The sequence below is a fragment of the Paenibacillus sp. P22 genome (assembly GCF_000469945.2).
In the GTDB taxonomy this organism is placed as follows: Bacteria; Bacillota; Bacilli; order Paenibacillales; family Paenibacillaceae; genus Paenibacillus_O; species Paenibacillus_O humicus.
Window position 1 is genome coordinate 25,137 of sequence record NZ_CBRA020000093.1, and the last position, 12,162, is coordinate 37,298.

At 58.0% G+C, this 12,162-nt stretch carries 11 protein-coding genes; all 11 read right to left on the reverse strand.

What is annotated here, in order from left to right; all coding sequences use genetic code 11:
• Positions 1 to 104: 104 nt before the first annotated feature.
• On the reverse strand, positions 105 to 1,025 hold the full coding sequence (locus BN871_RS14170; RefSeq protein ID WP_048746768.1) for an ABC transporter permease: 921 nt from the start codon (positions 1,023 to 1,025) through the stop codon (positions 105 to 107).
• A 2-nt stretch (positions 1,026 to 1,027) separates the two neighbouring features.
• The gene (locus BN871_RS14175; RefSeq protein ID WP_021881037.1) at positions 1,028 to 1,960 is read right to left on the reverse strand and encodes an ABC transporter permease; all 933 of its coding nucleotides are present in this window, start codon (positions 1,958 to 1,960) and stop codon (positions 1,028 to 1,030) included.
• 37 nt (positions 1,961 to 1,997) lie between these two features.
• The gene (locus BN871_RS14180; protein WP_048746769.1) at positions 1,998 to 2,822 is read right to left on the reverse strand and encodes a M55 family metallopeptidase; all 825 of its coding nucleotides are present in this window, start codon (positions 2,820 to 2,822) and stop codon (positions 1,998 to 2,000) included.
• A gap of 195 nt (positions 2,823 to 3,017) precedes the next feature.
• The gene (locus BN871_RS14185) at positions 3,018 to 3,338 is read right to left on the reverse strand and encodes a DUF3870 domain-containing protein (protein ID WP_021881040.1); all 321 of its coding nucleotides are present in this window, start codon (positions 3,336 to 3,338) and stop codon (positions 3,018 to 3,020) included.
• A 278-nt stretch (positions 3,339 to 3,616) separates the two neighbouring features.
• Positions 3,617 to 4,789 (reverse strand): serine hydrolase, encoded by a 1,173-nt coding sequence (locus BN871_RS14190; RefSeq protein WP_021881041.1) that lies wholly within the window; start codon positions 4,787 to 4,789, stop codon positions 3,617 to 3,619.
• A gap of 158 nt (positions 4,790 to 4,947) precedes the next feature.
• Positions 4,948 to 6,123 (reverse strand): HD domain-containing phosphohydrolase, encoded by a 1,176-nt coding sequence (locus BN871_RS14195; RefSeq protein ID WP_232313062.1) that lies wholly within the window; start codon positions 6,121 to 6,123, stop codon positions 4,948 to 4,950.
• 911 nt (positions 6,124 to 7,034) lie between these two features.
• Positions 7,035 to 7,622, reverse strand: a complete 588-nt coding sequence (locus BN871_RS14200; RefSeq protein WP_021881043.1) for a DUF5317 domain-containing protein — start codon at positions 7,620 to 7,622, stop codon at positions 7,035 to 7,037.
• A 319-nt stretch (positions 7,623 to 7,941) separates the two neighbouring features.
• Entirely contained in the window at positions 7,942 to 8,817 is an 876-nt protein-coding gene (locus BN871_RS14205) for a carbohydrate ABC transporter permease (RefSeq protein WP_021881044.1), read from the reverse strand.
• Between the two features lie 19 nt (positions 8,818 to 8,836).
• Positions 8,837 to 9,712 (reverse strand): carbohydrate ABC transporter permease, encoded by an 876-nt coding sequence (locus BN871_RS14210; RefSeq protein ID WP_048746771.1) that lies wholly within the window; start codon positions 9,710 to 9,712, stop codon positions 8,837 to 8,839.
• A 64-nt stretch (positions 9,713 to 9,776) separates the two neighbouring features.
• Positions 9,777 to 11,105, reverse strand: a complete 1,329-nt coding sequence (locus BN871_RS14215) for an extracellular solute-binding protein (protein ID WP_048746773.1) — start codon at positions 11,103 to 11,105, stop codon at positions 9,777 to 9,779.
• Between the two features lie 92 nt (positions 11,106 to 11,197).
• A partial coding sequence (locus BN871_RS14220) for a helix-turn-helix transcriptional regulator (protein WP_157060294.1) occupies positions 11,198 to 12,162 on the reverse strand: 965 nt, incomplete at its 5' end.

The following is a 12,162-nucleotide window of genomic DNA, read 5'->3' on the forward strand; positions in this document are numbered from 1 at the left end:
CGGCAGGCGGTCTTCCCTAACCGTTTCTCTTTCCTTTTCCCTGGCCGGGCCTTCAGGAGCCGCGACCGCGGATATCGACGCTTTTCGGGATCGTCTCCACATGCTCATGACCTCCTCTGCCTAGGGTTGAAGATATCCTGCAGGCCGTCGCCGACCAGATTGAACGCCAGCATCGTCATGGAGATGAAGAATGCCGGGTAGAACAGCCTCCACCAATGGCCGGAGAGGATGACGCCGAGAGCATCGCTCGCCATGACGCCCCAGCTCGCGAGCGGCGGCTGGATGCCGAGGCCGAGGAAGCTGAGGAAAGCTTCCGCGAAGATGGCCGACGGCACGGAGAAGGTGATCTGCACCATGATGACGCCCATCGCGTTGGGCAGCAGATGCTTGCGGATGATATGCCAGCCGCTGGAGCCGATCGAACGGGAAGCCAGCACGTATTCCGAAGATTTCAGCGTCAGCACCTGGCCGCGGACGACGCGGGCCATCCCGATCCACCCTGTCGCGCTGAGCGCGACGATGATCGTCAGCAGGCCTGGCCCCATGATGACCATGAGCAGAATGACGATGAGCAGGTAGGGAACGCCGTACAGCATATCTACGAAGCGCATCATCAGGTTGTCTGCGCGGCCCCCGACGTACCCGGCGATGCCGCCGTACACGATGCCGATGACGACGTCGATCAGGGTGGCCATCAGGCCGATGAACAGCGAGATGCGGGCTCCGTAGAGAATGCGGGCGAATACGTCCCGGCCCAGGTCATCCGTGCCGAACCAATGCTCGGCGGACGGGCTCATGTTGGCATCGGTGAGGACTTGCCTGGAGTAGCTCTGGTCCGTCAGCATCGGGCCGAACGAAGCGAGCAGGGCGAGCAGGATGATGATGACGGCTCCGGCGAACGCGAGCTTGTTGGCCAGCAGCCGGTTCCACGATTCCTTCCAGAAGCCGAGGCGGGGCCGAACGATCGCTTCCGCATCCACGGCGGAGCGGTTCATCGGGACAAACAGGGAATCCGGTACGCTCATGCTCAGCCCTCCTTCCGGTGCAGCTTGATGCGGGGATCAATGAGGCCGTAGGCGATATCGACGAGAAACATCATGAACAGCAGCAGAGCGCTGTAGAACACGGTCGTGCCCATGATGACCGAATAATCGCGGTTGTTGATGCCGTCCACAAAATACTTGCCCATGCCGGGAATGGCGAAAATCTTCTCGATGACGAAGCTTCCCGTCAGGACGTTGGCGATCAGCGCCCCGAGCAGGGTGACGACCGGCAGCACCGCGTTGCGCAGCGCATGCTTCGTGACGATGACGAACGGATGCAGTCCTTTGGCGCGGGCCGTCTCGATATAGTCGGAGGTGAGCACCTCCACCATGTTGGCCCTGGTCATGCGGGCAATGATGGCGATGGGACCGGTAGCCAGCGCCAGCCCCGGCAGCACCGCGTGGCGCCAGGTGCCCCACATGGCGACCGGCAGCAGATGCCATTCCACGGCCACGTATTTGATCAGCAGCGTCGCCACGACGAAGTTCGGCACGGCGATGCCGAGCACGGCGAGCACCATGGCCGCCTGGTCGATCAGCCGGTTCTTGTACAGGGCGGCGACCGTTCCGAGCGCGATGCCGGCGACGATGGCGAACAGGATCGCGATCATGCCGAGCTGGAAGGAAACGGGGAAACCGCGGCTGATCATCGAATTTACGCTGTCGGGAAAATGCCCGATCGACGGACCGAGATCCAGCTTGAGCAGAGACTTCAGATAAAGCACGTATTGAATGCCGACCGGCTCGTCCAGATGGTAATAAGCCATCATGTTCTGCACGGCCGTCGGATTGCTGTTCTTGCCGTCCTTGTCGAACGGAGACCCCGGCACGGAATGCATGAGGAAAAAGGTCACCGTGACGATCAGCCACAGCGTCACCAGCATGGAGACAAGCCGCTTCAGGATGTAAGATGCCACCTTCTGTCACTCCCCTTAATCGGTCTGGCAAAACGTCTTAGCAGTAATTGGTCCTTGTCGCCAGCTCAATCATGACCAGCATGGCCCGGTAGGCTTCGAGAATGTCCTTGGCCTGGAAGGAAACGACCGGGCTGCTGCCCTCGATTCGGGTTCCCGGCATCAGGCTCGCCCATTCGGCTTGTCCGTAGTTCGCGAATTCGATCGACAGATGCGGCCGCTCCGGCGAAGCCAGCGGCTTGACGCGGGAGCGGTTGTCGAGAGCCTCCTTCGTCTTTTCCCTCAGCAGCTGTCCGGTCTTGTCCGGAGTCAGGCACAGAGCCGCCGTGCGCGAAATCGCCTTCTTGACGACTGCCGTCGTCACCCCCGGCAGCAGCGCCTCCGCTTCTACCGCCGTCTCGTCGTCGCCGGCCACGAACAGGACGGGGACGCCGAAATAGCCGGCTACCATGGCGTTGAAGCCGAGCTCGCCGATGGCTGTATCCCCTATGTACATCTTCGTCACGCCGAAAATCATCGAATGGCTGAGAACGCCGCGGGTTGCCGCCATCGTATGGTAGCCGAGGAAGGCGGCGCCGCCGAACGAAGCGTCTAGCCCCTGCACCATGGAGTACGGCTTGACGTCTCCGGTGATGAGCTGGGCGTCGGGATGCAGCCTTTCGATCAGCAGATTGTTCATTTTGGAGTGGCTGTCGTTGACAATCACTTCGGAGCAGCCTTCGTCGAATGCCGTGCCGATGACATGATTCGCCTCGTCCGTCATGATGACCTGGCCGCGGGGATAGCTGCGCTGGCTCGAATCGACGTGCGTGCTGTCTACAAGCCCTGTTATGCCTTCCATGTCTACCGATATATAGAGCTTCATTGGCCATCCTCCCGGAATATAAGAAATGATCGGTTTTGATACAGAGTATGAAAAAAACCCAGACCAACAGCCGGGGACATGCTTGTCCCTGGATCCGTTGGCTGGGTTTTATTTACGTGCATGCCGGAATGTCCCGCCATACGGATAAATAAAGCAGCGTACGCTGACCGGAAGTAGGCGCGGAGGCCTGCTCTTCTAGTCGATGAGCGTGGATTTGAATTTTTTGGAGGCGTCCTTGAAGGCGACGATCAATGCCTTCTGTGAAGAGCCGTGGTACCTGCTCCGGATTTCCTCGGCTACCAGCTCCACGTCCAGAACGGAGTGGCCGATGAAGATCGAGCGGACGAACTCCGAAGTAAGCGGAATGGTGGAGGAGCAGCCGGCATCGATGATGATCCCGGATTCCTTCCCAACGACGAGCCCGATGAAAAAAGCGCTGTACTGCTGGGTAATCGGATTGTTCACGGATGACTGGGCATCGCCTATGAGATACAGCGTGTTCTTGTCGAAAGGCATCCGTCATTCTCCCTTGTCTGCTTCATGCGCTCGCTGGATGTTAATTATTCTAACATCGACTCGAGCGGGTTGTAAATGAGAAATCCTGCTATTGGCCCATGCCGGCCCGGCGTTGACTGCGACCACAGGCACGCGCCGACATGTTATGCCCTTCTAACGGCAACCATGTTCCCGGTCCAAGCTGCTCCTAGAGGCGTCTGCTCCTAGAGGCGGCCTAGCAGGCTCCGGGTCCATGCTGTGCCGGAAATGCGCCTTGCAGGCTCCCGGTGAAGACGCCGTTAACGCTGATTCTTCTTCCGCAGGAATATTTCGGCCATCGCGGTAGCCAGCTCGGTCTCCGCCGCCGTGAACACATGGCCTTCCTTGGCGTCGTCCAGCCCGTTCATGGCATAAATCAGGCCGATTCCGGCTTCGGGATCGAAATACATTCCGCTGCGCAGCCCGTAGGCGTCGCCGGGATGGCCGATCATCAGCCTGCCGGGCATGAGATCATGCGTCCGCTGGAGCTGCAGGCCGCCTTCCCGGTAGAAGCCTTCCTGCGGAACCCTGGACCATTGCCGGGCTTGCATCTGCTCCGCCGTCTCCTTGCGGAGAATCCGGACTCCGCTGCGCTCGCCCTTGCCGGCCAGCATCTCCAGCCAGCGGGACAGATCCGCGATTGTCGTCCGGAGGCCGCCTTGCGGGCCGAACAACGATCCGTTGGCGCCGGGAACGTAATCCCGCAGGTCCGTCGGCTCCGGCAGACAACCGCGAAATGCGTCTGCGGCCGGAACATAGTCGCCGGCATCGGCATCGTACTCATAGAGGACGGCGATTCGGTCGGGCTCCTCGAAATCCTGCAGGTTGAAGCTGGAATCCCGCATGCCGAGCGGCTCGAAGAGATGCTTGCGGCAATAGCGGTCGAAGCGCTCGCCGCTCAGCCGCTCGATAATCGTCGCCATGACAATCGCGCCAAGGTTGGAGTATTCATAACCGGACGGATCCCCCGGCGGCTTGTCCCCCCACAGCTTGGCGGGATGCCATTGTCCTCCGGGAACGATCAGTTCGGAGAGCGGAATCATGGGATCCTGACGGGAAGCGGCCGCGAAGCCGGCATACTCGTCGCGCAGTCCCGACGTATGGGTCATCAGCTGCCGCAGCGTAACCGGCTGGCCGGGAAAGGCCGGATGGCGGAGCGGAAGGCCGACAAGCTTGCCTGCGTCGTCGTCCAAGCCGCATAACCCGCGATCGGCGAGCTGAAGCAGCGCAGCGGCTGTGACCGTCTTGGAAATGGATGCGATGCGGAAGATCGTCTTGTCCGACACCGGCAAGCCTCTTTCCTTGTCCGCCAGTCCCAGACCGCCGCTCCAGACGAGCCGCCCGCGAATGAGAAACGCGCAGGCCATGCCGACGATGCGGCGGCGATCCATCGTTTCCTGCAGCCTCAAGGCTACTTTGTCAGGCTTGCTCATGCGATGCGTTCAGCCTCCTTTTGAAGTTGCGTTTGTCGTCCAGGAGACCTGTATAGCGTTTACATTCTATTAAATTATGACTTTTCGTCCCCTAAAACGTCAATAGGCTAAAGGAAAATAATAAAGGCCGTTTGCCTCATCGGCAAACGGCCAGCGAATCAAGCTCCTTCTCTTTCCTGCTGCTCGCGGAGCTGCTGGATGATCTCCTCGGGGATATCGTCCTGCTCGATCCGGTGGTTGACATAGGCGATGAACGGAACGGCGAGCTCCGGATCGAACTGCGATCCTGAGCAGGCCTGGATTTCCTCCACGGCCTCCTCGAACGTACGGGTCCGCTGGTAAGGACGCTCGGTCGTCATCGCGTCAAAGGAATCGATGATGCAAAGCAGCCTCGCCAGCTTCGGGATCTCCGTCCCCTTGAGCCCATGCGGATAACCCGTCCCGTCATAGCGTTCATGATGCAGCTCGACAAGCGGCACGAGATCCGAATAGGTTCCCGATGCGAGAAGAAACTCCTTGCCGAAGGTGACATGCTGCTTGACGAGCTCCCATTCTTCCTTGGACAGCTTCGCCCTCTTGGTCAGCACTTCCCTCGGAATCTCCAGCTTGCCGATATCGTGGATAAGCGCGCCCAGAATAAGCGTGCGCCTCTCCTCCTCGTTCAGGCCGAGCTTCTCCGCCATGTCCACCGCGTAGGAGAACACCCTCTTGGAATGCTTGAACGTGTAGACATCCTTGGAGAGGAATACACGGATCTGCTGCTCCAGCTCGTTGATTTCATGCTCGAACTTCTGCGGCAGATAGGTCTGCTCGCCGTAGATCGTCACCGTGTTCTTGCCTTTGGACTTGGAGATGTACATCGCCCGGTCGGACAAGCCGACAAGCTGCGACTTCTCGTACGTATCGGCATTCATCTCCATGACGCCGGCCGAGAACGACACGCATCCGTGCGGGAGGATTTCGACGCCTTCGAACGGAGAATTGTTCACCGTCTTGCGCAGCTGGTTGATGAACTTGCGCGCTTCGTTTTTGCCGTACGCCGGCATGATGACCGCAAATTCCTCTCCGCCGTAGCGGGCGCAGACGAATCCATAAGGCTCGCACTCCGCCTTGATGATGGAGCCGACGAAGCTGAGCAGCTTGTCTCCTTGCGGATGTCCGTAGAGATCGTTGTACTTCTTGAAGTCGTCGAGGTCCAGCATCGCGAAGGAGAAAACATTCCCATCCTCGCGGTAGGTTTTTATGAAGTCATCCAGCTTCTCTTCCAGGTAGCTGTGGTTGTACAGCCCTGTCCGCTGGTCCTTGTTGGCTTTGTCGTTGATTTCGTGGTACATGAGGAAAAGCTGTTTGAAGACGTGCGACAGCAGCGTAGCGATAATCAAGAACAGAAATAGGCCGAAAAGACTGGTATAAATAAGCAAAATAACCAGAATCATTGATAACAGCAAAATGCTGAGATAGGCAAAGAGAACTTCCTTGATAAACATTCGCAGGATTTCGACAAGTCTTCCTTTGTAGACCAAAAAATAATAGGTTCCAATCAAAAGGACGTTTATACAGAAGTAGGCCGCAAGCGAAACAATGAATGCCGGCAGGAAAGAAGTCTCAAAAGTGCCTGTCTCGCCGCCGAACCGCAAGTAGATGTAATTAGCCCCAACAATCATAAAAGTATACATAGCGAGATTAAGGAAATGTTTCCACCACTTGGTATCCTTATGATTGAAAACAATAAAAAAGGTGCTTATGGCCAAAGTCAACAGTGCCGGCTCTACTCCATATACAAATACGGTCGCCAAAAAAATAGTGGAGTCCATGGATTGACGGTGCCCTTCAGGCGGGAGTTGAAACATAAAGTAATCAAGCAAGACGACTCCTGCAGTCATGGCGTAAATCGTGATCCATCTGTCGTTAGAAATGGCAATTCCGACAGGAAGAAAGTAAGAAAGCAATAATAGACTACCCATTAAAGATAGCAGGACTACATAGAGGTATGAGGGCGTTTTAAGTATAACCGCGATAGCTTTCAACTGTTTCATCCTGGCTCTCCCTCTTAACGGGTAAATATTAAAAAGGAAACAGAACGATCATTCTGTCTCCTTTTTTTAAGCTATTAGAATACTTTAAGTCCCGAAGTCAGCGCAACTCCCAGGGAAGCAATGATGGCAAGATTAAAGAGAATGACTTTAACATTGACTTTTTTCATATTCGTCACCTCCCTTCATGCTTCAAAGCCCCTTTTTCAAGATCAAGCCGCTTCTGTACGAGGCTGCTTTTCATGGGTTTTTTGGGAAGACATTTGCGATGTAATATAGAAGAAGATACCTATATTCATGATTACATCTCCAATACTGATGGCCTGCCTTCTTGGATAAGGAGGACCCAAAGGTATGATGTCTCCCAGAAACGGGAGTCTAGTTGAACTATCCAGAAGAATATGCTTGTACAGTACGTCTCCGTTCTTCAGCATTTCAATAAAATGAGGATCAAGTACGGAGGCAGCCTCCAGCGACACCGGCATTCGTCCGCCGTTCACCAGCATGACCAGGAAATTCAGAAAGACACCAATAAAAAGCAAGTTTATTCCCTTGTAAGAGCGGTTTACGTAGAGGAGAGAAAGCCCTGCAACATAAACGAGCATGTAAAAGTAGGAGTTGAAACGAGCGAAAAAGGACACATAATCTTGCAGATAGAACAAACCGAACTGGACAATAAGCAGCAGCGGAAAAACCCAGCCGCCCTTAATTCGGATATTGCCGAGAGCGATCAAGCCGCTCTTCCAGCCTGCCCGGATAAATCCGACGACAAGGCCGATAAGGATGCCATCATAGACCATAGCAGTTTCCCCTTCAGAAGATTACGGCAATCGACGACAATATCAATATTGCAGTAAAGTTCTACAATTACCAACATTTGCATTTGATCATTGCCATTATAGAATGCATAAAGACAACCCGTCAATATGAACTAAGTAGCATAACCTATCTTTTTTTGCACAGAGGTCCTATTGACTTCACATTAAAAAACCGGTTCCCAACCAAATGGAACCGGTTTTTATTGCATCCATTGACCTAATTTTATGAATAATTTATACCATTAGGCCTATTGAATATTCGTTTTTATACATAAAATTCCATATTAAGAACGATTCTTCATCAGCCTTTGACGGCACCCGCCGTCATGCCCTTCATGATCTGTTCCTGGAAGACCAGATAAGCGGCGATGGTCGGCAGCACGGCAATGGCCATCGCCCCCATCGTCAGGCTGTAATCCGTGCCGAAGCCGTCGGAGAACAGGGCGAGGCTGAGTGGCAGCGTCTTGAGCGCCTGCGAGTTGATGAACACGAGCGCGAACGCGAAGTCGTTCCAGAAGCGCAGGAAAGCCAGAATCGCCACCGTGGCGAGCGCGGGCTTGCACAGCGGCAGAATCATCCGGAAGAAGATGCCCCACCAGCCGCAGCCGTCGATGAGCGCCGCCTCCTCGATCTCGCGCGGGATGGATGCCAGATAAGCGATCGTCACGAAGATCGCGATCGGCAGCTCGAAGGCGGTGTAAGGCAGGATCAAGGAAGCGTACGTATCGAGCATCCCGACCTTGTTCATGACGATGAACAAGGGCACGAGCGTGCTGTGGATCGGAATCAGCATGCCGAGCACGAACAGCCCCGTCGCCGCCCGCGACAGCGGAAAGCGGAAGCGGGAAAGCACATAAGCGGCCATCGTGCCGAGCAGCAGCGTCAGGGCGACGGCCAGCACCGATACGACAACGGAGTTGACCATGGCGCGGCCCATATGCCCGAGCTCCCAAGCGCGGGACAGATTGGAGAGCACCCATTTCTGCGGCAGCGCATAGGGATGGGCAAAAAATTCGTCGTTGGTCTTGAGCGCGCTGATGAACAGCCAGTAGAGCGGATACAGCGTGCCCGCCGCGTAGAGCAGCAGGGCAAGCTTCACCGCGAATCGCCCGGCGGCGGAGCCGGCCCGAGGCTTTCCGACGGCCTCGGGCCGGATAGGAGCAGCAGTTGCCTTCATTAGGAGTCCTCCTCTTCCCTCATCCGTTCTTCCGGCGGGTGACCAGCAGGTTGAGCGCGATGAGCAGCAGGCTGATGACGATGATCATGGTGGAGACGGCGGAGCCGTACCCGTAGCGGTAGACGGCGAACGTGTTGTTGTACATATAAGTGGCGAGCAGCTCCGTCGACTTGGCCGGTCCGCCGCCCGTCATCACGATGACATGGTCGAACGCCTTCAGGCTGCCTGCGATGCAGAGCACCAGCGTGACGACGACCGTGCTCCATACCATCGGAAGCGTCACCGAACGCAGCTTGCGCCAGCCGGAAGCGCCGTCGATGGCGGCGGCATCGTGGATTTCCGAGGAGATGTTTTGGAGGGCGGCAATGAAGATGATCAAGTAAGGCCCGATGTTGCTCCAGTTGATCGGAATGGAGACGGCGTACATATTGACCTTGGGATCGGACAGCCACGCCCGGGTCCAGCTCTCGAGCCCCAGCAGCGAGAGCGCCTCGTTCAGCAGGCCGAACTGCGAGTTGTAGATATAGCCCCAGATCATCCCGATGACGACGGTGGAGAGCACCATCGGCATGAACAGCGCAGAGCGGATCAGCCGGTTGAACCAGCCGTTCGCGGTGAGCAGCAGCGCGCCGACGAGCGCGATGGGAATCTGCCCGGCAATGGCGGAAACGACGAGGATCAAGTTGTTTTTCAGAGCCCTCCAGAAGACGGGATCCTGCAGCATGGCCGAATAGTTGCCGAATCCGATGAACTTCGGCTGGCCCATTCCTTTCCATTGGAAGAAGCCGTAATAGACGGACCACAGAATCGGCACGATGGCGAACAGGATGAATACGATCAGTGCGGGCAGCAGCGCCGCCGCGATGAAGCCTCTGCTGCGAAGTGGGGTCGGCACGGGTTGTCAGCCTCCTTTGTGCAAAAAAGAGACCCGCTGCGGGCACGGGTCTCCGACTGTGCGGTTATGGGTTGAGCGAACGGGCTTGGGCATCCTGGAGATTCTGGGCGACCGTCTCCGGCTTGCCGCCCATCATGAGCTCCTGCAGGCCGTTGTTGATGGCCTCCGCCGCTTCGGCCGACAGGTAGGCGTCGTAGACCGGCGTGATGCCGATCGTCTTGACGAGCTCGAACGCCTTGTAATAGAGGGAGGTGACCTTCGACTGGTCGACTTCCGTCTTGTACATGATCATAGAGTTGCTTTCGGCAATCGCCTTCTGCGTCTCCGGTCCGCTCACCGCGTAAATGAAGTCGAGCGCGGCCTGCTTCTTGTCGCCCTCCGCCTTTTTGCTGAGCGCAAAGCCGGCACCGGCGCCGCCGGTAATGGTGTTCGCCTCGCCTTTGCCGCCCGGAACGGAAGGAAGCACCGTGATGTCGATCTTCTTCAGCTCGTCCTCGCTGGTCGCGGCGAGATTCGTCAGCGTCCATGCGCCGCTCACCATCATGGCTGCCTTGCCCTGCACGAAGTATTGCTCCGCCTGGGTATTGTCGATCGTATTGGCGTCCTTGGCGAAAGCGTTCGCGTCGACGAGCTGTTTGAAATAGCCCAGAGCTTCCACGAACTGCGGATCGGCAAAGGAGGCTCCATCCTGCGCGACCGCTTTCTTGAACCATTCGGTTCCCGTCACGCGGTCCGCCAGAGAACCGAGAATGGTCGACTGCGCGACCCATGGCGCCTTGTTGCCGAGCGCGATCGGCGTAATGCCGGCCTTGTTGAAGGCGGCGACGGCTGCCATCAGCTCATCCCAGGTTTTCGGAACGGCGACGTTGTTCTGCTTGAACAGATCCGCATTATAGTAGAGGAAGGACGTCGCCGACATGGCGAGCGGAGCGAGATAGGTGCTGCCGTCGATCGTCGAGCCGTCGAAGGCTCCGGGCAGGAAGTTGTCCTTCCATTCCTGCTTGCTGTCGAGCAGCTCGTTGATCGGCTGCACGAGCCCGGACTCCTGGAAGCCCTTGATGTGGCTGCCGGAGTAGGAGAGGAACACATCCGGCATCTCGTCCGCGGCGGCGACCGTGCTCAGCCGCTGGCGGTATCCGTCCGGAGGAATGGCTTGAGCGTCGAGCTCGACGTCGGGATGGCTGGCGGCGAATTCCTCGATCTTGGCTCGGACCGTCTTGGCGCGGGCGTCGTCCCCGGCGAAATTATGCCATACGGTGAGCTTGGTCTTCTTGCCGGCGTCCGCCCCTTCCCCGTTCTTGGAGGAGGCTTCATTGTTCGTGCCGCCGCTGCACGCGGTGAGCAGCGTCATGGCCGTGACGGCGGCGATTCCAAGCTTGCTTATGTTTCTCATAACCATTCCCCCTGTCATGAATTGACCTCAGTATAAGCCAGGGGGCCCCGCCTCAGCAGGGGGGATCCTTCGGGGAGCAGGGGGGGCATTCTTCACCTGCCCGCCTGGCGGAATTCGGTCGGCGTGCAGCCGCTATGCGTCTTGAACAGCTTGTTGAAATGCTTGGCGTCCTCATACCCGACCTCCGCGGCGATGCGCGCGACCTTGGCAGGCGTATGCAGCAGCAGATCCCGCGCCCGCTCCATGCGCGCGGCCGTGACGAACTCCAGATAGGTGAGTCCGGCCTCCCGTTTGAACAGCTCGCTGAAATAAGTCGGATTCATGTGGACATGCCGGGCGACCTGCTGCAGCGACAGGCTGCTGCTGAGATGCTCGCGGATGTATTCGCAGGCTCGCCTGACGGCTCCGTGGCCGCCGGAAGCCAGCTCCCTGTACCGGCTCGCCAGCGTGAGCAGGCAGGTGATGAGCGTCTCGCGCGGCTGCTCCTCCAGGCCGCTGATCTCCAGGCCCTCCAGCGGAGCAGCCGGCTCCGCCCCGACGGATTCCGCGCTGCGGTCCAGCCAGCGGCAGCCGGCGATGAGCACGGAGTGGAAATAAGCGGTTGCGGAAGCCGGCGTCGCCTTCCCCTCGGAACGGATGCTCTCCAGGAGACGATCGGTCCATTGCTCCACCGCCTCCGCCCTACCGGCTTGAAGCATGCGCGCGATCTCCCTCTCCTCCTCCGGAGAGCATACGGTGCGCATGCCCTCGCGCCCGCTCACCTCGGCATTCAGGACGACGCCGCCGCTGCCGGCCAGGTAGCGGCTTGAATACGCATGCAGCGCTGTCCTTCTCGCCGCCTCCATGCCGTCCCAGCCCGGCTGGACTTCGCCGCCGGCCGCATGGAGCGGCACCCCGGCCGCCGCAGCCTTCCGGACGATGGAGCGCATCTGCGGAACGAGCTCCTGCCCATCGCGGACAGCGGCCGCAAGCAGCCAGCCCCGTTCATGCGCGGCGGCAGGGACGCCCAGAAGGCCGGCCAGCTGCTGGACCGCCTCCTCGGCGAGTCCGCGCGCAG

Excerpts from the sequence above, each read along its gene's own strand:
- BN871_RS14170 (WP_048746768.1), bottom strand. The coding sequence starts at position 1,025 with ATGAGCGTACCGGATTCCCTGTTTGTCCCGATGAACCGCTCCGCCGTG.
- BN871_RS14215 (WP_048746773.1), bottom strand. The coding sequence starts at position 11,105 with ATGAGAAACATAAGCAAGCTTGGAATCGCCGCCGTCACGGCCATGACG.
- BN871_RS14180 (WP_048746769.1), bottom strand. The coding sequence starts at position 2,822 with ATGAAGCTCTATATATCGGTAGACATGGAAGGCATAACAGGGCTTGTA.
- BN871_RS14185 (WP_021881040.1), bottom strand. The coding sequence starts at position 3,338 with ATGCCTTTCGACAAGAACACGCTGTATCTCATAGGCGATGCCCAGTCA.
- BN871_RS14195 (WP_232313062.1), bottom strand. The coding sequence starts at position 6,123 with ATGTACCACGAAATCAACGACAAAGCCAACAAGGACCAGCGGACAGGG.
- BN871_RS14205 (WP_021881044.1), bottom strand. The coding sequence starts at position 8,817 with ATGAAGGCAACTGCTGCTCCTATCCGGCCCGAGGCCGTCGGAAAGCCT.
- BN871_RS14190 (WP_021881041.1), bottom strand. The coding sequence starts at position 4,789 with ATGAGCAAGCCTGACAAAGTAGCCTTGAGGCTGCAGGAAACGATGGAT.
- BN871_RS14200 (WP_021881043.1), bottom strand. The coding sequence starts at position 7,622 with ATGGTCTATGATGGCATCCTTATCGGCCTTGTCGTCGGATTTATCCGG.